Origin of the sequence: Pseudooceanicola nanhaiensis DSM 18065 (assembly GCF_000688295.1) — a bacterium.
Taxonomy (GTDB): domain Bacteria; phylum Pseudomonadota; class Alphaproteobacteria; order Rhodobacterales; family Rhodobacteraceae; genus Pseudooceanicola; species Pseudooceanicola nanhaiensis.
Map to the genome: position 1 here is coordinate 1,804,906 of NZ_JHZF01000011.1, position 20,460 is coordinate 1,825,365.

At 69.9% G+C, this 20,460-nt stretch carries 18 protein-coding genes and 1 pseudogene; 9 read left to right on the forward strand and 10 right to left on the reverse strand.

The features are described from left to right. Positions 1-13 precede the first annotated feature (13 nt). Positions 14-1,573: a phospholipase D-like domain-containing protein gene (locus Q344_RS0109835; RefSeq protein ID WP_229669154.1), complete on the forward strand. Its 1,560-nt coding sequence runs from the start codon at positions 14-16 to the stop codon at positions 1,571-1,573. Between the two features lie 16 nt (positions 1,574-1,589). Here the strand turns inward: Q344_RS0109835 and Q344_RS0109840 are convergent, their stop codons facing one another. After that, on the reverse strand, positions 1,590-2,291 hold the full coding sequence (locus tag Q344_RS0109840) for a rhomboid family intramembrane serine protease (protein ID WP_036538554.1): 702 nt from the start codon (positions 2,289-2,291) through the stop codon (positions 1,590-1,592). Between the two features lie 106 nt (positions 2,292-2,397). On the opposite strand from Q344_RS0109840, the gene trpS reads away from it, so the two are divergent. The 4 genes from trpS to Q344_RS0109860 all read left to right on the forward strand — a co-directional run bounded on the left by trpS (position 2,398) and on the right by Q344_RS0109860 (position 7,152). Beyond that, a complete protein-coding gene (trpS, locus tag Q344_RS0109845; protein ID WP_028286541.1) occupies positions 2,398-3,423 on the forward strand; it encodes a tryptophan--tRNA ligase in 1,026 nt (341 codons plus the stop codon). A gap of 268 nt (positions 3,424-3,691) precedes the next feature. Next, positions 3,692-4,198, forward strand: coding sequence for a VOC family protein (locus Q344_RS0109850; protein ID WP_028286542.1), 507 nt, complete (start codon positions 3,692-3,694; stop codon positions 4,196-4,198). Between the two features lie 56 nt (positions 4,199-4,254). Beyond that, the gene (locus Q344_RS0109855) at positions 4,255-6,120 is read left to right on the forward strand and encodes a PhoX family protein (RefSeq protein WP_028286543.1); all 1,866 of its coding nucleotides are present in this window, start codon (positions 4,255-4,257) and stop codon (positions 6,118-6,120) included. A gap of 165 nt (positions 6,121-6,285) precedes the next feature. After that, positions 6,286-7,152, forward strand: a complete 867-nt coding sequence (locus Q344_RS0109860; protein ID WP_028286544.1) for a branched-chain amino acid aminotransferase — start codon at positions 6,286-6,288, stop codon at positions 7,150-7,152. A 148-nt stretch (positions 7,153-7,300) separates the two neighbouring features. Here Q344_RS0109860 and Q344_RS0109865 read toward each other — a convergent pair whose 3' ends face one another. Further along, complete coding sequence (locus Q344_RS0109865; RefSeq protein WP_169739187.1) at positions 7,301-8,011, reverse strand: GNAT family N-acetyltransferase; 711 nt, start codon at positions 8,009-8,011, stop codon at positions 7,301-7,303. 125 nt (positions 8,012-8,136) lie between these two features. Between Q344_RS0109865 and Q344_RS0109870 the strand changes: the two genes are divergently transcribed. Beyond that, entirely contained in the window at positions 8,137-8,613 is a 477-nt protein-coding gene (locus tag Q344_RS0109870) for a hemerythrin domain-containing protein (protein ID WP_028286546.1), read from the forward strand. A 168-nt stretch (positions 8,614-8,781) separates the two neighbouring features. Here Q344_RS0109870 and cobT read toward each other — a convergent pair whose 3' ends face one another. Further along, positions 8,782-9,792 carry a nicotinate-nucleotide--dimethylbenzimidazole phosphoribosyltransferase gene (gene cobT / locus Q344_RS0109875; protein ID WP_028286547.1) on the reverse strand — a complete coding sequence of 337 codons (1,011 nt, stop codon included), beginning with the start codon at positions 9,790-9,792 and terminating at the stop codon, positions 8,782-8,784. Positions 9,793-9,857: 65 nt separating this feature from the next. Between cobT and cobS the strand changes: the two genes are divergently transcribed. The 3 genes and pseudogenes from cobS (at position 9,858) to Q344_RS23645 (ending at position 12,272) form a co-directional block, all read left to right on the forward strand. After that, positions 9,858-10,622 carry an adenosylcobinamide-GDP ribazoletransferase gene (gene cobS, locus Q344_RS0109880; protein ID WP_028286548.1) on the forward strand — a complete coding sequence of 255 codons (765 nt, stop codon included), beginning with the start codon at positions 9,858-9,860 and terminating at the stop codon, positions 10,620-10,622. Between the two features lie 95 nt (positions 10,623-10,717). Further along, positions 10,718-11,455: pseudogene (locus Q344_RS25540) on the forward strand (thiamine pyrophosphate-binding protein); the annotation flags it as partial. A 76-nt stretch (positions 11,456-11,531) separates the two neighbouring features. After that, the gene (locus Q344_RS23645; protein WP_051630464.1) at positions 11,532-12,272 is read left to right on the forward strand and encodes an enoyl-CoA hydratase-related protein; all 741 of its coding nucleotides are present in this window, start codon (positions 11,532-11,534) and stop codon (positions 12,270-12,272) included. 73 nt (positions 12,273-12,345) lie between these two features. Here the strand turns inward: Q344_RS23645 and Q344_RS23650 are convergent, their stop codons facing one another. The 7 genes from Q344_RS23650 to Q344_RS0109930 form a co-directional block, all read right to left on the reverse strand. Further along, positions 12,346-13,530, reverse strand: a complete 1,185-nt coding sequence (locus Q344_RS23650; protein WP_051630467.1) for an iron-containing alcohol dehydrogenase — start codon at positions 13,528-13,530, stop codon at positions 12,346-12,348. A gap of 246 nt (positions 13,531-13,776) precedes the next feature. Beyond that, a complete protein-coding gene (locus tag Q344_RS0109905) occupies positions 13,777-14,529 on the reverse strand; it encodes an ABC transporter ATP-binding protein (RefSeq protein WP_028286550.1) in 753 nt (250 codons plus the stop codon). Next, entirely contained in the window at positions 14,526-15,386 is an 861-nt protein-coding gene (locus tag Q344_RS0109910; protein ID WP_028286551.1) for an ABC transporter ATP-binding protein, read from the reverse strand. The genes Q344_RS0109905 and Q344_RS0109910 overlap by 4 nt, the downstream gene beginning before the upstream one ends. Positions 15,387-15,585: 199 nt before the next feature. Next, complete coding sequence (locus Q344_RS0109915; protein ID WP_028286552.1) at positions 15,586-16,506, reverse strand: ABC transporter permease; 921 nt, start codon at positions 16,504-16,506, stop codon at positions 15,586-15,588. Further along, complete coding sequence (locus Q344_RS0109920; protein ID WP_028286553.1) at positions 16,503-17,555, reverse strand: ABC transporter permease; 1,053 nt, start codon at positions 17,553-17,555, stop codon at positions 16,503-16,505. Before Q344_RS0109920 ends, Q344_RS0109915 begins: the two co-directional genes overlap by 4 nt. Positions 17,556-17,679: 124 nt before the next feature. Continuing rightward, entirely contained in the window at positions 17,680-19,281 is a 1,602-nt protein-coding gene (locus Q344_RS0109925; RefSeq protein ID WP_028286554.1) for an ABC transporter substrate-binding protein, read from the reverse strand. Between the two features lie 43 nt (positions 19,282-19,324). Further along, a complete protein-coding gene (locus Q344_RS0109930) occupies positions 19,325-20,383 on the reverse strand; it encodes a dipeptidase (protein ID WP_028286555.1) in 1,059 nt (352 codons plus the stop codon). Positions 20,384-20,460: the final 77 nt, after the last annotated feature.

Sequence of the window (20,460 nt, forward strand, 5' to 3'; positions counted from 1 at the left end):
ACAGGACCAGCACATGCCCGGTGCAGAGATGAAGGAGCCCGAAACCCTCCGGCCGCGCCAGGACGCGCGCGCCGAGGAGACGCGAATCCAACCTCTCATCACCGCGGAGGAGATGTTCCCGGCGCTCGAGCGCATGGTCATGCGCGCCGAGAGGGAGCTGTTCCTGTCGTTCCGCATCTTCGACGCCCGCACCCGCCTGCGCAGCGAGGGAGCGCTCGAGCTCGGCCTCAAGACATGGGCCGACCTCATGGTGCACACCGCCGAGCGCGGCGTGAAGCTGCGGATGCTGCTGGCCGATTTCGACCCGATCTTCACCGGCGACCTGCACCGCTCCGCCTGGGCCTCGGCCCGGAACTTCGGATCGCGCCTGCCCGACGGGGCCGAGCTGATCTGCGCGCTGCACGAATGCCGCTCCGCCCCGGTCTGGAAATACGTGTTCCACTTCCCGATCCGGAAGCGGCTCGACTCGATGCGCGACATCCCGGACGAGAGCCTGACCCCCTTCCAGCACCGTTCGCTGCGCGGAGACTGGGATCTGCGCCCGGTCACGCTCCACCAGAAACTCGCGGTGGTGGACGGGCGCGAGGCGATCATCGGCGGGCTCGACGTGGACGAACGACGCTGGGACACGCCCGACCACGACCAGAGCCCCGAGGAGACATGGCACGACGTCAGCCTCCACGTGGAGGGTCCGCCCGCGCAGGACATCCGCGCGCATTTCGCCCATTGCTGGCAACGGGCGATCGACGACGACGCCACCTGCTTCACGGCCGAGAAAAGCCCGGTCCCCGATCCCGGTCACGTCCGCAAGCCCGCCCCGCCCGCGCCCCGGGTGATCCGGACGATCTCCTGCGATGGCAGCCGGCCGCTGCAACTGGGCGCCAAGACGATGCTGCGCGAGCACGAGGAAGAGCACATCGCGGCCTTCGAGAAGGCCGAGAGGTCGATCTACATCGAAAGCCAGTTCTTCCGCCACGCGCCGCTGGCCCGCAGCCTGGCCGCGGCCGCGAAGCGACGGCCCGAGCTCGAGCTGATCCTCCTGATGCCGACCGAGCCCGAAGAGGTGATCTTCCAGGGCGCCACCGGGTTCGAGATGCGGCATGCGCAGGCGCTCCAGATGCGCTGCCTCGACATCTGCCAGCGTGCCTTCGGCGACCGGATGACGACCGTCTCCCCGGTGCAGCCGCGCCCGGCGCAGACCAACGATCCGCTGCCGCTCCGGGGCGGGCGCGTGGTCTATGTGCACGCCAAGGTCACGATCGTCGACGATCACACGGCCATCGTCGGTTCGGCCAACCTCAATGGCCGCTCCATGAGGTGGGACACCGAGGCCTCGCTCGTCTTCCACGGGCGCGAGGACGTGATGGGCCTGCGCGACCGGCTCGCGCGGATCTGGCTCGACGAGCATTACGAGGAGGGCGATCCGCACAGCGCCGCGCTCTGGCGCCGGGCGGCCGAGGAGAACGCGGCGCGCAAGCCCGAGGACCGCGTCGGCTTCATGCTGCCCTACCCCGAGCGCCGCAATCGCCGCTTCTCCCGGTTCCTGCCGATCCTGCCGCCCGAGATGTTCTGAGCCGGGCTCTGCCCCCTCAATCCCGCCGCATGCGCCGCAGGAAGGCGCTCCACCCGCCCGGCACCAGGAGCGGCGCCGCCAGGAAGCCCGCCACCGCCCCGGTGATGTCCGCGACCCAGGTGTTCGCCGCGCCGAAGAGCAGGCCGAAGACCAGCTGGATGCCCATCAGCACGCCGATCAGGGTGAAGGCGCGGAATTCGTTGTCCCCGCTCGCCTTCAGCCGGACCCAGAGCAGCCAGGTGAAGACGCCGATCAGACCGTAGATGCCCGGGAAGGCCCCGATCAGCGGATAGGCGTCGTTGGTGACGAGCCCGTAGACCAGCGCCCCCAGGACGGAGCTGAGGAAGAAGGTGATCAGCACCGACCACGCGCCCGCGACCTCGCCCACCCACTTGCCGAGCGCCAGCAGCATCACGCAGGCGAAGGCGGCCGAGGTGAAGGCGCCATGCACGAAGGGATAGGTCACGAAGCGCATCACCTGCTCCAGCGGCCAGACGCCCTGTTCCATCATCCAGTGCAGCACCGCCGAGACGAAGCCGTAGCTCCGGATCGCCTCGAGCCGCCAGCCGACCGACCCCGGGCCGCCGATGATCCCCCGCGCGCCGAGAGAGAGCACGATCTCGACCGCGGCGATGGCGAGGAACAGCAGGACCACGCTCCAGGGCAGCGGGTTCACCGGCCGCGGCGCGCGCGGAATGTCGTGGTCGGGGATCGCCATGGGTCTGCTCTGCCTCCTGCCGGTGCGGGCGCCGTCGCTTGACGCCTCATGCGGGCATGGGTAAGCGAGCGGGACGCCAAGATCCAGAGAGCGGAGAGACGTGAGCATGTCCGAAACACAGACGAGCTTCACCCCCCGGGTGTTTTCCGGGGTCCAGCCCTCGGGCGGGCTGACGCTGGGCAATTACCTGGGCGCCATCCGCCGCTTCGTCGACATGCAGAACGACGGGATCGAGACGATCTACTGCATGGTCGACCTGCACGCGATGACCGTCTGGCAGGAGCCCGACGCACTGCGCCGCAACACCCGGGAACTGGCCGCGGGATACCTCGCCGCCGGGCTCGATCCGACGCGCTCGATCCTGTTCAACCAGAGCCAGGTGCCGGAACACACGCAACTGGCGTGGATCTTCAACTGCGTCGCCCGGATGGGCTGGATGCAGCGGATGACCCAGTGGAAGGACAAGGCGGGCAAGAACCAGCAGAACGCCTCGCTGGGCCTCCTCGCCTACCCCTCGCTGATGGCCGCGGACATCCTGGTCTACCACGCGACCCATGTCCCCGTGGGCGAGGACCAGAAGCAGCATATCGAGCTGACCCGCGACATCGCGATCAAGTTCAACAACGATTTCGGCGTGGATTTCTTCCCGATCACCGAGCCCGTGATCGAGGGCGCGGCCACGCGCGTCATGTCGCTGCGCGACGGCACCAGGAAGATGTCGAAATCCGACCCCTCCGACATGGCGCGGATCAACCTGACCGACGACGCCGACGCCATCGCCAACAAGATCCGCAAGGCCCGCACCGACCCCGAGCCGCTGCCGTCCGAGCCCGAGGGCCTCGCCGCCCGCGCCGAGGCCCGCAACCTCGTGAACATCTACGCCGCCCTCTCCGACACCGACCTCGCGGGCGCGCTCCGCGAGGTCGGCGGCAAGCAGTTCTCCGAGTTCAAGCCGATGCTCGCCGACCTCGCGGTCGAGAAGCTCGCGCCGATCTCGACCGAGATGTCGCGCCTGATGGAGCAGCCGGACGAGATCGACCGCATCCTCGGCGACGGCGCCGCCCGCGCCCGCGACATCGCCGCCCCGATCCTCGCGAAGACCTACGAGATCGTCGGCCTGCTGCGGAGCTGAGGCGCCGCGCTCCGCTCGAAGGCCCCCGCCCCTGGCGGCGGGGGGTCCCCCCCCCCCCCCCCCGCGCTTCATCTTTCCGGAAATACTCCCGCCGGAGGCAGACCGCGATCTGGCCCCGCCAGATCGCCCAGCATCACGTGCGCGGGCTTGCCCGCGCGCCGTTCGGTCCCGCCCCCCTCCGCAGGGCCGCACATCTCCCCTGCGCGCAGCCTCCTTTCGCGCCGGTCCCGCCGCGCCTACCTTTGGCGCAGACAGGAGGATCTGCCCCATGACACAGCCCGTCCACCCCGAGGCCCGCATCGGCCACGTCCACCTGAAGGTCGCCGACCTCGAGCGCGCCATCGCCTTCTACTCCGGCGTGCTCGGCTTCGAGCTCCAGCAGAGATACGGCCCCCAGGCCGCCTTCCTCTCCGCCGGCGGCTATCACCACCACATCGGCCTGAACACCTGGGAGAGCAAGGGCGGCACGCCGGCCCCGCGCGGCCATACCGGGCTCTACCATACGGCGTTCCTCTATCCGGACCGCGCGCAGCTCGCCGATGCGCTGGCCCGCGTCCTGGCCGCCGGCATCCCGCTCGACGGCGCCGCCGATCACGGTGTGAGCGAGGCGCTCTACCTGCGCGACCCGGATGGCAACGGGGTCGAGCTCTACCGCGACCGGCCCGAGGCGGAATGGCCCCGCGACGAGAGCGGCGCGCTCAGGATGGTCAACGCGCCGCTCGATCTCGAGGCGCTGCTCGCCGAGGCGCCCGCCGCCCGAGACGAAGCGCCGTAACAGAATCGATTCATTGCGGGCCTAGGCTTGTCGCGCTGCCACAGGAGACGCCCGCCATGACCCGCCAGCCCTTGTCCTTCGACGCCTTCGACGAGAAGGTCTCGCCCCGCCCCGAGGAAACCGATTTCGACCGGGTGGTCGGCAACGCCCTGTCGCGCCGCGGCTTCCTCGGCGTGATGAGCTTCGGCCTCGGCGCCTTCGTCGCGGGCACCACCGGCCTGACCCGCGCCGCCCTTGCCGCCACCGACCGCTTCGGTTTCGAGGGGATCGCGGCCAGCACCGCCGACACGATCACCCTGCCCGAGGGCTTCGACTGGAAACCGGTCGTGCTCTGGGGCGATCCCCTCTTCCCCGACGCCCCCGCCTTCGACCCCGAGACCCGCGGCACCGCCGATACCCAGGCCCGCGCCTTCGGCGACAACAACGACGGCATGTCCATCTTCCTGCGCGACGGCCGGCACGTGATGGCGGTGAACAACGAATACACCAACCTCGAGACGCTCTGGACCGCGCCCGAGACCCCCAGCGAGGACGACATCCGCAAGGGGATGATGGCGCATGGCGTCTCGATCTTCGAGGTCCGCCAGGGCGCCGAGGGCTGGGAGGTCGTCACCGACAGCCCGCTGAACCGCCGCATCACCCCCGAGACCGAGATGGACATCACCGGCCCCGCGGCCGGCCATGCCCTGCTGCGGACCGAGGCCGATCCGGAGGGCCGCACGACACGCGGCACCTGGAACAATTGCGGCAACGGCGAGACGCCCTGGGGCACCTACCTGACCTGCGAAGAGAACTTCAACGGCTACTTCTCGTCCTCCGATCCGGCGCAGGAGATCGCGCCCGACCTCGCCCGCTACGGCATCTCGGCCGAAGACTGGGGCTACGGCTGGGCGCAGATCGACCCCCGCTTCGACATCGCGCGCCATCCGAACGAACCCAACCGCGCGGGCTACGTGGTCGAGATCGACCCGTTCGACCCGGCCGCGCGCCCGAAGAAGCGCACCGCCCTCGGCCGGTTCAAGCACGAGAACGCCGCCTGCACCATCGCCCCCGACGGCCACGCGGTGGTCTATCTCGGCGACGACGAGCGGGGCGAATTCCTCTACCGCTTCGTCTCCGACGGCGTCCATTCCGCCACCGGCGACAATGCCGACCTGCTCGAGACCGGCCGCCTCTTCGTCGCGCGCTTCGCCGAGGACATGACCGGCGAATGGGTCGAGCTCACCCCCGAGGCGACCGGCATGGAGGCGGCCGAGATCCTGATCCACACGCGGCAGGCCGGATCCGCCGTCGGTGCGACCACGATGGACCGCCCCGAATGGGTCGCGGTGAACCCGGCCCGGCCCGAGGCCTTCGTCGCGCTGACCAACAACAGGAACCGCGGGCTGAAACCCAATGCCGGCGGCGACGAGACGCCGGTGAACGGCCCGAACCCGCGGACGGGCAACGAATACGGCCAGATCCTCCGCATCCGTCCGGATGACGAGGACCACGCCGCCACCGGTTTCACCTGGTCGCTCTTCGCCCTCGCCGGCAATCCGGAGGTCCATGACGACGCCTTCGCCGGGTCCGGGAACATCACCGCCGGGAACATGTTCAACTCGCCCGACGGCATGGCCTTCGACACCACGGGCCTGCTCTGGATCCAGACCGACGGAAATTATTCGAACGCGGGCGATTTCGCCGGACAGGGCAACAACCAGATGCTGGCCGGCGATACCGTGACAGGCGAGATCCGGCGCTTCCTCGTCGGGCCGCGCGAATGCGAGGTCACGGGTCTGTGCATCTCGCCCGATCGCAGGACCATGTTCGTGGGCATCCAGCATCCCGGCGAGGAAGGCGGCTCCACCTTCCCCGGTGGCGGCCTGCCCCGCTCCGGCGTCTTCGCCGTGACCCGCCGCGACGGCGGCCCGATCGGCTAGGTTTTCATCCCAATCCCTTTTCCCTCCCCCCCCGGGACCATCCTTTTCATCACCAAGCCCTTTGGCCCCGGCCCGGCGGACGCGCCGGGCCGGGCCTTCTTTCCTTCCCCCCGGGGCTCTGCCATAACCGCGGCCAGAGGATCAGACCGAGGGGGCAATCGGACCATGGCGACCGGCACCAACCTGCGCACCTATCACGACGGCCAGTGGCACGACGGCGACCTGGCCGTGATGAAGGCGGCGGACCACGGGTCCTGGCTGGGCACCACGGTCTTCGACGGCGCCCGGATGGCGCACGGGCTGGTGCCCGACCTCGACCGCCACCTCGCCCGGGTGAACCGCTCGGCCGAGGCGCTGATGATCACGCCCACCGTCTCCACCGACGAGATGATCGCCATCGTCCGCGAGGGGCTCCGCGCCTATCCGAAGGACGCCGCCGTCTACATCCGGCCGATGTACTGGGCGCTCGAGGGCGGCGATCTGGGCGTCGCCCCGAAACAGGGCGCGACCGGCTTCTGCGTGAGCCTCGAACAGATCCCGCTGGCCCCGCGCGACGCCGCGACGACGCTGACCCGGACGCGGTTCCGCCGCCCGACGCTCGACTGCGCGGTCACGAATGCGAAGGCCGGCTGCCTCTATCCCAACAACGCGCGGATGCTGATGGAGGCCAAGGCCAAGGGCTTCGGCAACGCGCTGGTGGCCGACGCCATGGGCAACGTCGCCGAAACCGCGACCGCCAATGTCTTCATGGTCAGGGACGGGGCGGTCTTCACCCCGATCGCCAACGGCACCTTCCTCGCCGGCATCACCCGCGCGCGGCACATCGCGAACCTGCGGGCCGATGGCTACGAGGTGCACGAGACGGTGCTGTCCTTCGCCGATTTCGAACAGGCGGACGAGGTCTTCCTGTCGGGCAACATGATGAAGGTCACGCCCGTCACCGCCTTCGACGACACGTCCTACCAGGTCGGCCCGGTGACCCGTAAGGCGCATGACCTCTACTGGGACTGGGCGGCCTCTTCCCCGCTCTAGGCAGGGCGCCACCAGGCTAAACCGGGCACGCCCCCTGCCTTCCTCTGGTCCATGTATCCCCGCCGGAGGCAGACGCGATTTGGCCTCGGGCCAAATCGCCATGAATCGCGTGCGCGGGCTTGCCCGCGCTCCGCTGGATCGGTCCCGCTCAGAGCGCGGGGTCGGAGGCGACGCGCACGAGGCGCGTCAGGTCGCCCAGGCGCTCGCGCTGCCGGCCCTCCGCATCGAAGTTCGAGGGGGACAGCCAGACCGCGAAGGCCTCCTTCAGGGCGGGCCATTCGCGGTCGGTGATCGCGAACCACGCAGTGTCGCGGTTGCGGCCCTTGACCACCATGTGCTGGCGGAAGATGCCCTCGTAGCTGAAGCCCAGCCGCTGCGCCGCGCGGCGCGAGGGCATGTTGAGGGCGTTGCACTTCCACTCGTAGCGCCGGTAGCCCGCGGAGAAGGCCCAGTCCATCATCAGCACCATCGCCTCGGTCGCTGCCCGTGTCTTCTGGAGCGCGGGGGAAAACGCGATGTTGCCGACCTCGATCACCCCCTGCTCGGGCGTGATCCTGAGGTAGGAGGCGACCCCGGCCCAGAGCCCCTGCGCCTTGTCCCTGATGGCGAGGAAATACGGATCCGTCCCGCCCTCGGCCTCCCGCATCCAGCGGTGATACTGCGCGGCGCTGCCGAAGGGACCGTTCGGCATGTAGTCCCAGATCCACTCCAGGCCCTGCATCTCGTCATAGATCAGCGCCGCATGCGTGTCGGCATGCATCGGCTCCAGCAGCGCATGGTGGCCCTCGAGCCGCAGCGCCTCGGGGCGCGGCGGCGCCTGCCAGCCCTGCACGATCTCTCCGACGGGACGGTTTTCCATGGGGTCTCCCTGCATCTCCGCGCGAGCCTAGCCCGGCGTCCCGGGATCCGGAAGAGCCGTCGGGCGGAACCGGCGCGGCAAGGGGGGTGTTCATCCCCTGTCAGCACCTGCGAGAGGACAGCCCGATGCCATCCATCTACGACGCCATCAAGCAAGACCACGACCGCCACCGCGCGCTGCTCGAGCGCATCGCGCAGACCGAGGGCGCCAGCGACGAGCGCAAGGAGGCCTGGGAGGCCTTCTACAACGACGTGAAGGGCCATTCCGCCGCCGAGGAGGAGACCTTCTATTCCAAGCTCCTGCAGCAGACCTGGGGCCAGGACGCGGCCCGGCACTCGGTCCACGAACACGCCGAGATGGACGAGATCCTCGAGGAACTGCGCGAGATGGACATGGCCTCGCCCGGCTGGATCACCCGGTTCAAGACGCTGAAGCACGATTACGAGCACCACATGGACGAGGAGGAGGACGAGGTCTTCACCCGCGCCAGGAAGGTGATCGGCGAGGAGGAGAACGACGCCTACGGGGAGACGTTCCTGAAGCGCAAGTCGGAGGAGCTGAAGCTGATCGAGGAGAAGCGCGCGGACGCGCTGGAAGACTGATCCCTTTCTCCGGGAGGTCGAATCGCGGGCGCCGTCCCCCAGGGGGCGGCGCCCGTTCCTGCGTGCGGAAGGGGGGCTGTCTGCCCCCCGCCGGGACCTGCGGTCCCGACTCCCCCCGAGGATATTTCCGGCAAGAGGAAGACGGGGAGACGGCGCGGGGGCGCGGGCTCAGCCCTCCGAGACGCCGGCCTCCGCGAAGGTCGCCATGCCGGAATGGCAGGCGACGGCGCCCTTGAAGACCTGGATCGCCAGCGCGGCGCCGGAGCCTTCGCCGAGCCGCATGCCGAGCGACAGGAGCGGCGCCTTGCCGAGGCGGTCGAGGAGGGCGGCATGGCCCGCCTCGGCGCTCACGTGGCCCGCGACGCAATGGTCGAGGGCGCGGGGCGCGGTTTCGGCGAGGCAGGCCGCGGCGGCGCAGCAGATGAAGCCGTCGAGGATCACCGGGATGCCTGCGACACGCGCCCGCGCGATGGCGCCCGCCATGGCCGCGATCTCGCGCCCGCCGAGGCGGCGCAGGGTTTCGAGCCCGTCGCCCTGCCCGGCGTGGAGGGCGGCGCCTGCGGCGACCACCTCGGATTTCAGCGCGAGGCCCGCGTCGTCGACGCCGGTGCCGCGGCCGACCCAGTCGGCGGCCGCTCCGCCGTAGAGCGCCTGCGCGAGGGCGGCCGCCGAGGTCGTGTTGCCGATGCCCATCTCGCCCACCACGAGGAGGTCCGTTGCGGGATCGACCGCCTCCCACCCCGCGCGCAGGGCCGCGAGGAAGGCGGGTCCGTCCATCGCGGGGCCTTCGGTGAAGTCCCGCGTGGGCGTGTCGAGCGACAGGGCGTGCACGTCCATCCGCGCCCCCGCCAGCGTCGCGAGCTGGTTGATCGCCGCGCCGCCGGCCTGGAAATTCTGCACCATCTGCTCGGTGACGGCCGCCGGGAAGGCCGAGACGCCGCGGGCGGTGATCCCGTGGTTGCCGGCGAAGACGATGACCTGCGGGGCGGTGACCGAGGGCCGCGGATCGTCGCGCCAGCCCGCGTACCAGATCGCGAGCGCCTCGAGCCGGCCGAGCGCGCCCGGCGGCTTGGTCAGCTGACCGTTGCGCGCCTGCGCCCCTCGCGTGGCGGCCTCGCTCGGCCCCGGCGCGCCCGCCAGGGCCGCGCGGAGGTCGTCAATGGTGCGGATATCGGTCATGGAAACTCCATTGCTCTTGCCTCGGGGCCCGTGTCTAACGGAACCGCCCGAGGACAGGAAGCGCGATGACCGACGCCGCAGAGACCGACACCGACCGCCCGCCGCGTCCAGGCGACGTGGCGGCGGCGCTCGCGCTCCTCAGCCGGCTGCCGCTCGCCTCCGCGCCCCGGGCCCATGCCGGCACCGCCTGGGCCTACCCGCTGGCGGGGGCCGTGCTGGGCGCGCTCGCGGCGCTCGTCGGTTCCGTCGCGCTCTGGCTCGGCCTGCCCCCGCCGCTGGCGGCGCTGGTGGTGCTCGCGGCGCTTGTGGTGATGACCGGGGCGCTGCACGAGGACGGGCTCGCGGATGTGGCGGACGGCTTCTGGGGCGGCTGGACCCGCGCCCGGCGGCTCGAGATCATGCGGGACAGCCGGATCGGGACCTACGGGGTCGTGGCGTTGGCGCTGTCGCTTGCCGCGCGCTGGCAGGCGCTGGCGCTGATCCTCGCGGGCGGCGGCCACTGGGCGGCGCTGATCGCCGTGGCGGCGCTCAGCCGGGCGGCGATGCCGATGGTGATGCGCGCCCTGCCCCATGCCCGCGGCGACGGGCTCAGCCGTTCGGTCGGCCGCCCGCGGGCGGCGCGGGCCTGGGCCGCCGCGGGGGTCGCGGCGCTGGTGGCGCTGCCCTGCCTCGGGCTCGGCGGTACGCTGGGCGCGGTGCTGCTCGTCGCCCTCGTCGCGACCGGGGTGGCCCTGCTCGCGAAGGCGAAGATCGGCGGCCAGACCGGGGACGTCCTGGGCGCGACCCAGCAGCTCTGCGAGATCGCGCTCCTCTGCGCCCTCGCGGCCTGACACATACCCGGCCTTTCACATATCTGACAGAGAAGGCTCTGGACCCCGGCGCGACGCTCCGGCAATCAGGGGGCAAGGATCAAGGGAGTACCAAGATGACCAACGGGGCCGACCTGCTCTGCGATACCCTGCTGGCGAACGACGTGGACGTCTGCTTCGCCAACCCGGGCACCTCCGAAATGCACTTCGTCGCGGCGCTCGACCGCAAGCAGAACATGCGCTGCGTGCTGGGGCTCTTCGAGGGCGTGGTGACCGGGGCCGCGGACGGCTACGCGCGGATGGCGGGCGTGCCGGCGGCGACGCTGCTGCACACCGGGCCCGGCCTCGCCAACGGTCTCGCCAACATGCACAACGCGCGGCGGGCCTCGACGCCGATGGTCAACGTGGTGGGCGATCATGCGAGCTACCACCTGCCGAACGACGCGCCGCTGACGAGCGACATCGAGAGCCTCGCGCATCCGATGTCGAAATACGTCCGCCGATGCGCGGGCGCCGAGGACGTGAGCCGCGCCACCGCCGATGCGATCACGGCGGCGCGGAATGCGCCCACGGGCGTGACGACGCTGATCCTGCCCGCCGACGCCGCCTGGGGCGAGCTGTCGGACGACACGCCGGTGCACAAGGCGCAGCTCCGAGCGCCCTCGCGGGTCGATGGCGGGCGTCTGGACGAGGCGGTGAAGGCGCTGAAGGCGGGCGGCAAGCCGATCCTGATGCTGGCGGGCGCAGCGCTCCGCGAGGGACCGCTGCGGCGGGCCGCGCAGATCGCCGAGGCGACCGGCGCGCGGGTCATCGCCCAGCAGTCGAACGCCCGGGTCGAGCGCGGCGCGGGCCGGGTCCCGGTCGAGCGGGTGCCCTACCCCGTCGACCAGGCGACCAAGTTCCTCGCCGGGACGCCTGCGCATCGTGACGATGACCCGCCCCGAGGCGAAGAACGCCCTGAACAGCGAGATGACGCAGGGGCTGGCCGACATCATGGCCGAATACCGGCAGGACCCCGAGGTCCGCTGCGTGATCCTGACCGGCGCCGAGGGCTATTTCTGCGTCGGTGGCGACGTGAAGGGCATGGCCGCGGGCGGCGAGAAACGGACGGTGGAGCAGAAGGCGGCCGACCTGCGGCGCCGGATGGAAGCGGTCCGCAACCTGCACGAGATGGAGAAGCCCACCATCGCCGCCGTCGAGGGCGCGGCGGCGGGCGCGGGCCTCGGCCTCGCGCTGGCCTGCGACTTCCGGATCTGCTCGGACAGCGCCAAGATCACCTCGGCCTTCGCCAAGGTCGGGCTCTCGGGCGATTACGGCGGCTCGTTCCTCGCCTCGCAGATCCTCGGCGTCGCGAAGGCGCGGGAGTTCTGGATGCTCTCGCCCGTCATCTCCGGCAAGGAGGCCGAACGCATGGGCCTGATGACCCGCGCGGTCGATCCCGGCACGGCGCTGGAAGAGGCGATCCAGCTGGGCGAACAGCTCGCCGAGGGGCCGACGCTGACCTACGGGCGGATGAAGCGGAACTTCCGGCTGATCGAGCGCGGCGCGACGATGGGCGAGCTGCTGGACAGCGAGGCGCTGAACCACGCGCTCTCGACCGAGACGGCGGATCACAAGGAGGCCGCGCAGGCCTTCGTCGAGAAGCGCGCGCCGGCCTTCACCGGATCGTGACCCGCGGCGGCCTTCAGGGGCCGTCCGGCAGGATGCAGGACCCGTTCCCGGCCGGGGGCGGGTCCTTTCCGTTTCACCACATGCGCTCCAGCAGCGCGCGGGCGTCGGCCTCGTCCGCGGGCCGACGCGGGGAGCCCGCGACATGCGGCAGGGTCAGGACCTGCGGCGCGAGATCGAGGAGCGCCTCGCGCGAGGGCACGCCCGCATCGCGCGCGCGGATCGGCTGGCCCAGCGCGGTGACGAGCCGCGCGATGGCGGGCCCCACGGCGGCGGCGCCCTCCACGCCCAGGGCCTGCGCGACCCGCTCCAGCTCCGGCCCGGCGGCGGGGGCCACCCAGGCGGCGACGTGGTGCAGGGTGATGCAGGAGCAGATCCCGTGCGGCACGCCGAAGGTGCCGCCCAGCAGGTAGCCGATGCCGTGGCTCAGCCCGGTCCCCGCGCTCGACCCGCAGGAGAGCGACAGCCAGGCGCCCGCCTGCACCGCGGAAATGGCGGCAAGGTCGGACGGATCGCGCCGGCAGGCCGGAAGCCCGTGCAGCAGCTGGCGGATCGCCTCGAGCCCCAGCCCGTCGGTATAGGGCGTGGCGCGGGGGCCGTAGAGCCCCTCGACCGCGTGATCGAGCGAGCGGATGGCGGAGGAGAGCCAGAGGTCCGGCGGCGTCGGCAGCACGGCCTCGGGGTCGTGGATCACGACGTCGGGCAGAAGCCGGGGATGCCCGATCCGCCGTTTCGCCCCGCTCTCGCGGTCGAGCACGCCCGCCACCCCGGTGAACTCGGCGGCCGAGGCGGTGGTCGGGATGGCGATCTGGGCGGGCATCGCCTGCCGCTCTCCCGGCGCGGGGATCGGCGGGGTGAGCAGCGCGCGCATCTCTGCAATGCCCGCGACCTCCATCCCGAGGCAGTAGGTCACGAACTTCCCCGCATCCATCACCGCCCCGCCGCCGAGCGAGACGACGGCATCCGCCCCGGCGGCGCGCGCGGCCTCGACCGCCGCGGCCACGTCGTCGAGCGGGTCATGGGCCGAAATGCCGTCGAAGACGCCGGCGATCCGGTCGGGCGCCGCGGCGCGGAGCCGCTCCGGCAGGGGCCCCTGCCCCACGCTGCGCCCGGTCAGGATGAAGGCGCGCCGCGCGCCCATCCGGTCGAGGTGCTCTCCGAGCCTGGCGACGGCGCCGGGGCCCGAGACCACGCGGTGGCTGCGGGGGGCGACGTAGGTGCGGATGGCGGGGGCCGGGTCACGGCGCGGGATCTCGGTCATGCGCGGGATGCTGCGGCGCGACGCGGGTTCGGGCAAGAGCCTCGGGCGGGATCGCAGGTGGCGGGGGCGGGGGGGGGCCGTCTGCCCCCCGCCGCGGGCCTTGCGGCCCGCGACTCCCCCCGAGGATACATGAACCAGAGGAAAGCGGGGGCGGGGATTGTCCGTCGCTTCAAACGGAAGCGTCTGTCCGGCGATGGCCCCGAGGTGCCCGACGTTGCAGATGACGCGCATCCCGGGATCGCAGGCTCAGCGGATCGAACGGAGCGAGCTGTCCAGCAGGTGCTGCGTGTAATCGTGCTCTGCCTTGAGCTGGCGCATGTCGGCGACGCCCAGTTCCTCGACGATCTCGCCGTGCTGCATGACCGCGACCTGTCCGCACATGTGGCCCACCACGCCGAGGTCGTGGCTGACCATCACGTAGGTCAGGTGCCGCTCGGCGCGGAGGTCCGTCAGCAGGTTCAGGATCTCGGCCTGCACCGAGACGTCGAGCGCCGAGGTCGGCTCGTCCAGCAGCAGGATCTTCGGCTCGGGCGCCAGCGCCCGGGCGATGGCGACGCGCTGGCGCTGCCCGCCCGAGAGCTGGTGCGGGTAACGGAAGCGGAAGCCCGGGCCGAGGCCGACGTCGCGCAGCAGCGTCTCGATGCGCGAGTCGATCTCCTTGAAGCCGTGCAGCTGGAGCGCTTCGGACAGGACCTGGTCCACCGTCATCCGCGGGTGCAGCGAGGCATAGGGGTCCTGGAAGACCATCTGGACGTTCTTGTAGAACGTCTTGTCGCGCTTGCGCCCCAGCGGGCGGCCCTGCACATGGATGCCGCCCTGCCATGTGGGCACGAGGCCGGTGATCGCCCGCAGCACGGTGGACTTGCCCGACCCGCTTTCGCCGACGAGGCCGAAGCTCTCGCCCTCGGGGACCGAGAAGGAGACGTGTTTCACCGCGTCGTTGCGGTCCGGACCCTCGCCGAACCAGACGTTGAGGTCGTTGATCTCGATGGCACTCATAGGCGGGCACTCACGGAGGGGGCCTCGCGCCAGGCGGGGTCGCGTTTCAGCACCTCCAGCCGGTCGCGCGGGGATTGCAGGTTGGGCACCGCGTTCAGCAGGCCGCGGGTGTAGGGATGCTGCGCCTCGTGCAGCCGGCCGGCCTCGCAGACCTCGACGATGCGGCCGGCGTACATGATGACGATCCGGTCGCAGAAGTTCGACACGAGGTTCAGGTCGTGGCTGATGAAGATCAGCCCCATGCCGCGGTCCGACACGAGCTTGTTCATGATCTCGAGCACCTGGAGCTGCACCGAGACGTCGAGCGCCGAGGTCGGCTCGTCCGCGATCAGGATCTCGGGGTCCGGGATCAGCATCATCGCGATCATGATGCGCTGGCCCATGCCGCCCGAGACCTCGTGCGGGTAGAGGTCGAGCACCCGCTCGGGGTTGCGGATCGCCACCGCGTCGAGCATCTCGAGCGCCTTCTGGCGGGCGACCCTGGTGGAGACCTTCTCGTGCGTCATCAGGGCCTCGGTGATCTGCTGGCCCACGGTCATCACCGGGTTCAGCGAGAACTTGGGGTCCTGCATGATCATCGAGGCATGGTGGCCCCGAAGTGAGCGCATCTGCTTCTCGGAGGCTTTCAGCACGTCGGTGCCGGTCATCACCAGCCGGTCGGCCTCGATCTTCCCGGGGGGGCGGATCAGGCGCAGGATGGCGCGGCCGGTCATCGACTTGCCCGAGCCGGATTCGCCGACGATGCCGAGCCGTTCGCGGCCCAGGGTGAAGGAGATGCCGCGGACGGCGTCGAAGACGCCGGAGCGGGTCGGAAATTTCACCCAGAGGTTTTCGACGTCGAGCAGGGTATCGGTCATGCCGCGACCTCCGTGCTGGAGAGCGAAGGGCCGCGCCCTCCCTCGGGTGGGCGGCCATGGTTCGAGGTCGGCATGGCGGCGTCGTGCTGCATCTCGGTGGTTCGGTGCGGGCGGTCAGAGTGCGCCCTCCCGGGGGGGAGGGAGGGCGCGGCCTGGCCGGGGGCCAGGCCAACACGGATCGAGCGGAGTGCCAATGCCATCATTCGCCCCCTTTCGGATCGAGGACATCCCGCAGCCCGTCGCCGATCAGGTTGAACGCCAGCGACAGCGAGAAGATCGCGAGGCCCGGGATCGTCGCCACCCACCAGTAGTCGAGGATGTACTTCCGCCCCTCCGCGACCATCGCGCCCCATTCCGGGCTGGGCGGCTGCGCGCCGAGGCCGAGGAAGCCGAGACCGGCGGCGGTCAGGATGATCCCCGCCATGTCGAGCGTCACCCGCACGATCAGGGACGAGATGCAGAGCGGCCAGATGTGCCGGACGATGATCCGGATCGGGCCCGCGCCCTGCAGGCGCACGGCGGCGATGAAGTCGGAGTTGCGGATCGTCAGCGTCTCGGCCCGGGCGATCCGGGCATAGGGCGGCCAGGCGGTCAGCGCGATGGCCAGCACCGCGTTCTCGATCCCCGCGCCGAGCGCGGCGACGAAGGCCAGCGCCAGCACGAGGCGCGGGAAGGCGAGGAAGATGTCCGTCGCGCGCATCAGGACGGTGTCCGTGACGCCGCCGACATACCCCGCGATGGTGCCGATCATCAGGCCGACCAGCGGCGCGACGGCGGCCACCAGCAGCACGATGTAGATCGAGATCCGGGCGCCGTAGAGCAGCCGGGAATAGATGTCCCGGCCAAGCGAGTCGGTGCCGAAGATATGCCCCTCCCACCCCGGCGGCTTCAGCCGGTTCGCGAGGTCCTGGGCGAAGGGATTCTCCGTCGCCAGGAGCGGCGCGAAGATGGCGCAGAGGATCAGGAAGATCAGGATCCCGAGGCCGATCATCGTCAGCGTGTTGCCACGCATGGTGAGCCAGCCCTGGTAGACGGAGGCGGCGCGCGCCTGCCGGCGCGAGGTCGGTTCCTCGGCCAGCAGCCAGGCCTTGAGGGTGGAGGGTTCGGTCGCGGTGCTCATTTCGACCTCGGATCAAAGAAGCGGTAGAGGAGGTCCGAGAACAGGTTCAGACCCACGAAGATCACGCCGATCACGACGGTCCCGCCGAGCACGGCGTTCATGTCGTTGGCCAGCAGCGAGACGGTGATGTAGCTGCCGATGCCGGGCCAGGCGAAGATGATCTCGGTCAGGACCGAGCCCTCCAGCAGGTTGGCGTAGGACAGCGCGATCACGGTGATCAGCTGGATGCGGATGTTGCGGAAGGCGTGGCGCCAGATGACGTGCCATTCGCTCAGGCCCTTGACCCGCGCGGTGGTGATGTATTCGGACGAGAGCTGTTCGAGCATGAAGCTCCGCGTCATCCGGCTGATGTAGGCGAGGCTGAAATAGCCCAGCAGGCAGGCCGGCAGCACGATGTGGGAAAAGGCGTTCCGGAAGACGTCCCATTCGCCCCGCAGCGCGGAGTCGAGCAGCAGCATCCCGGTGATCGGCTCGACGATCCCGTCGTAGAAGATGTCGACACGGCCCGGCCCCGCGACCCAGCCGAGGATGCCGTAGAAGACTAGAAGCCCCATCAGGCCGAGCCAGAAGATCGGCATCGAGTAGCCGACCAGCCCCACGAGCCGCGCCGTCTGGTCGATCCAGGACCCCCGCTTGACCGCCGCGATCACGCCGAGCGGGACGCCGAGGAAGACGCCGAGCAGCGTGCCGAGCGTCGCCAGTTCCAGCGTGGCCGGGAAGACGCGGGCGATGTCGTCGGAGACCGGCATCCCGGTGCGGATCGAGCGGCCGAAATCGCCCTGCAGCACGTCGGTGATGTAGATGCCGAACTGCACGAGCAGCGGCTTGTCGAGCCCGAGTTCCTGGTAGACCGCGTCGTATTGCGCCTGGCTGGCGCGTTCGCCCACCACGGCGAGGACCGGGTCGATCGGCATGACGCGGCCGATCATGAAGGTGACGAAGAGCAGGCCGAGCAGCGTGACCGAGATGGTCGCCGCCGTCCCGAGCACCCGCTTCAGCCATTTCGGCATGATCTGTCGTCGCGGGGCGTGCGTTTCGGTTGATGTCATGGAGGGCCTCCGAGGTCAGCGCCGGGACCGGTCATCGGCAGAGTGTACACCGCCAGGCACCCGTCCCAAGCTGAAACGGGCGACACGTGCCGCCCGTTCGAGAAGATTCGCGATTCCGCGCCTCTTACTTCGTGATGACCCAGTAGGACACCGCTGTCGTTGCGCCACCCGCGACGAAATTCTCGACGCTCTCGTCCATGGCGTTCTGTTCGATCTGCTGGAACATCACGCCGAAGGGCCCGGTCTGCTGATGCTCGGCCTGGATCTCGCGGTACATCTCGGCGCGCTTCTCGGTGTCGTTCTCGACCACCGCGGCCTGCGTCTTCTGCGACATCTCGGGGATGTCCCAGGCGTTCCGCCAGGTCAGGTAGCCGGTGTTGCCCGCCTCGTCCGAGTTGTCGGGGTTCTCGGCGAAGGTCGCGGCATTGGTGTTCGGGTCCGGGTAATCCGGGCCCCAGGCGCCGAGGTAGACGTCGTGCTCGCGCGCGCGGTAGCGGTCGAGCGTCTGCGCCCCGGTGCCGACGATCAGTTCGACGTCGCAGCCCAGCTGGCCCCAGGTGTTCTGCAGCGACTGGCCGATGTCCATGCGGTCCTGCGCGTCGCGCACCGAGATCTTGATCGGGCCGCAGTCCGGGAAGCCGGATTCGGCAAGCGCCGCCTTGGCCTTGTCCATGTCGTAGGAATAGGGCTGATCCTCGAGCGCGCCGAGGAAGGTCTTGGGCAGGAACGCCTGGTGGACCGTGTACTGGCCGGTCAGGAAGCTGTCGGCCATGCCCTGGTAATCGACCGCGTATTTCAGCGCTTCGAGCACCTTCGGATCGGCCAGCATCTCGACCTTCTGGTTGGCCGAGAAGTACATCAGGCGGCCGCGCAGTTCGTCGACGACCTTCACGCCCTCGACCCCGTCGAGGCCCGCGACATCCTCGGGCGAGAGGTTCCGCGCCACGTCGATGTCACCGCGTTCCAGCATCAGGCGCTGCGTGGCGCTTTCCTGGATGTGCTGGACCACGACCCGCTCCATCGCCGGCGTCTCGCCGTGATAGTTCGGGTTGAGGTCGAGCATGACGCTTTCGTTGGGCTTGTAGGAGGCGACCTTGTAGGGGCCCGAGCCCGCGGTGTTGGTGCGCAGCCACTCGCTGCCCATGTCGCCGTCGACCTCGTTCTCCATCGCTGCGGTCTTGTCCACGATGCCGCCGATGGTGGCGGTCAGGCAGTTCAGCACGAAGGACAGCGCGTAGGGCTTGTCGAGCGTCACCTCGACGGTGTTCTCGCCGGTGACCTTGACCATCTCCTCCACGTTCTCGGGGGTGAAGCCGAACTGCGTCAGGATGAAGGACGGCGTCTTGTTCAGCTTCACGGCGCGCTGGAGCGAGAAGGCCACGTCCTCGGCCGTCACCGGGTTGCCGGTCGAGAAGACATGCCCGTCGGCGATGGTGAAGGTGATGGTCTTGCCGTCCTCGGACAGCTCCCAGCTTTCCGCGACCTGCGGTTGGTAGCCGGCCTCGAGGTCCATCGGGTCGAAGTTGACGAGCTTCTCGTAGACGTTGCGCGACACGTCGGCGCCGGCGAATTCGAAGCTTTCGGCCGGGTCGAAGGTCTTCATGTCGTCGATGCGGTTCGCGATCACCAGCATGTTGTCGGGCGTCGCGGCCAGCGACAGCGGCGCGGTGGAGCCGAGCAGGGCGGCGCCGAGCGCCATCGCGGTCAGGCTTCGGAGGTGTTTCATCTGTAGTCTCCCAGTTGGTTGTACGTCGTCGGCTTTGCGCCGATCACTCTCCCCACGTCTTGCGCATCACGCGCAACCAGTTTCCGTGGGTCAATTTCGTCATCAGCGCCGCATCGACGCCGTGATCCGTCATCGCCGCCCGCAGATTGGGCAGGCCGGCACAATCGCCGATGTCCTTCGGCACCAGCGCGCCGTCGAAATCCGAGCCGAGCCCGACCCGGTCCTCGCCGACGATATTGATCAGATGGTCAAGGTGACGCAGCAGCACGTCAAGCCCGAAATCCGACGCCATGCGGCCGTCGGGGCGCAGGAAGCCCGAGGCGAGGTTGATCCCGACCATGCCGTCGCTCTCGGCGATCTGGCGCAGCTGGCGGTCGGTCAGGTTGCGGGCGTGCGGACAGATCTCGTAGGCATTGGAATGGGTGGCGACCAGCGGCGCATCCGACAGCGCGGCGACGTCGTCCATCCCCTTCTCGTTCAGGTGGCTGAGGTCGATCATGATCTTCAGCCGGTTGCATTCCTTCACCAGCCGCTTGCCGGCCTCTGTCAGCCCGTTGCCGATGTCGCCGGTCGAGGGATAGCGGAACGGCACCCCCTCCCCGAAGATCGTCGGGCGCGACCAGACCGGGCCCAGCGACCTGAGGCCCCGGGCATGGAAATCCTCGAGCTCGGCGCAGTCGGGACCGATCGCCTCGGCGCCCTCGATATGGATCACCGCGGCCATCCGGTCGCTGTCGAGCGCGACCCCCACCTCGCCCGCGCTGCGGCAGATGGTGATGGCGCCCGCGCTTTCGAGATCGGCGAAGACCTCGAAGCCGCGGTTCACGAAGTCGAGCGCGTAGGCCTGGTCGAGCATCTCCGGCAGCGGGAAGTCGTAGCCGCCGGGCTGCGCCTCCTCCATGCGGTCGGCGCTGCCACGCGGGCTTGGCACGAAGATCGCGAAGAAGCCGCCGCCGAACCCGCCGGCACGGGCGCGCGGCAGGTCGATATGGCCGGAGTCGTAGCCCTGAACGATGTCCGCGACACGTGCCTTGTCCATGAGAATCTTGAGAACAGTGTCGTTGTGTCCGTCGAAAAACGGAGGGCTCAGCTCAGCGGCCATGCATACCTCGGGCAGGTTGGGGTGGCGCCTGTGGCGCGTTTCGACCGAGCCTGCGCCAGATCGGAAGGGCATTGCAA

What these genes read in the sequence shown, in the direction of transcription:
- Q344_RS0109840 (WP_036538554.1), bottom strand. Translation starts at nt 2,291, where the DNA reads ATGGCGATCCCCGACCACGACATTCCGCGCGCGCCGCGGCCGGTGAAC.
- cobS (WP_028286548.1), top strand. Translation starts at nt 9,858, where the DNA reads ATGACCGACGCCGCAGAGACCGACACCGACCGCCCGCCGCGTCCAGGC.
- Q344_RS0109865 (WP_169739187.1), bottom strand. Translation starts at nt 8,011, where the DNA reads ATGGAAAACCGTCCCGTCGGAGAGATCGTGCAGGGCTGGCAGGCGCCG.
- trpS (WP_028286541.1), top strand. Translation starts at nt 2,398, where the DNA reads ATGTCCGAAACACAGACGAGCTTCACCCCCCGGGTGTTTTCCGGGGTC.
- cobT (WP_028286547.1), bottom strand. Translation starts at nt 9,792, where the DNA reads ATGACCGATATCCGCACCATTGACGACCTCCGCGCGGCCCTGGCGGGC.
- Q344_RS23650 (WP_051630467.1), bottom strand. Translation starts at nt 13,530, where the DNA reads ATGACCGAGATCCCGCGCCGTGACCCGGCCCCCGCCATCCGCACCTAC.
- Q344_RS0109860 (WP_028286544.1), top strand. Translation starts at nt 6,286, where the DNA reads ATGGCGACCGGCACCAACCTGCGCACCTATCACGACGGCCAGTGGCAC.
- Q344_RS0109925 (WP_028286554.1), bottom strand. Translation starts at nt 19,281, where the DNA reads ATGAAACACCTCCGAAGCCTGACCGCGATGGCGCTCGGCGCCGCCCTG.
- Q344_RS0109835 (WP_229669154.1), top strand. Translation starts at nt 14, where the DNA reads ATGCCCGGTGCAGAGATGAAGGAGCCCGAAACCCTCCGGCCGCGCCAG.
- Q344_RS0109855 (WP_028286543.1), top strand. Translation starts at nt 4,255, where the DNA reads ATGACCCGCCAGCCCTTGTCCTTCGACGCCTTCGACGAGAAGGTCTCG.
- Q344_RS0109850 (WP_028286542.1), top strand. Translation starts at nt 3,692, where the DNA reads ATGACACAGCCCGTCCACCCCGAGGCCCGCATCGGCCACGTCCACCTG.
- Q344_RS0109905 (WP_028286550.1), bottom strand. Translation starts at nt 14,529, where the DNA reads ATGAGTGCCATCGAGATCAACGACCTCAACGTCTGGTTCGGCGAGGGT.
- Q344_RS0109910 (WP_028286551.1), bottom strand. Translation starts at nt 15,386, where the DNA reads ATGACCGATACCCTGCTCGACGTCGAAAACCTCTGGGTGAAATTTCCG.
- Q344_RS23645 (WP_051630464.1), top strand. Translation starts at nt 11,532, where the DNA reads ATGACCCGCCCCGAGGCGAAGAACGCCCTGAACAGCGAGATGACGCAG.
- Q344_RS0109930 (WP_028286555.1), bottom strand. Translation starts at nt 20,383, where the DNA reads ATGGCCGCTGAGCTGAGCCCTCCGTTTTTCGACGGACACAACGACACT.
- Q344_RS0109920 (WP_028286553.1), bottom strand. Translation starts at nt 17,555, where the DNA reads ATGACATCAACCGAAACGCACGCCCCGCGACGACAGATCATGCCGAAA.
- Q344_RS0109870 (WP_028286546.1), top strand. Translation starts at nt 8,137, where the DNA reads ATGCCATCCATCTACGACGCCATCAAGCAAGACCACGACCGCCACCGC.
- Q344_RS0109915 (WP_028286552.1), bottom strand. Translation starts at nt 16,506, where the DNA reads ATGAGCACCGCGACCGAACCCTCCACCCTCAAGGCCTGGCTGCTGGCC.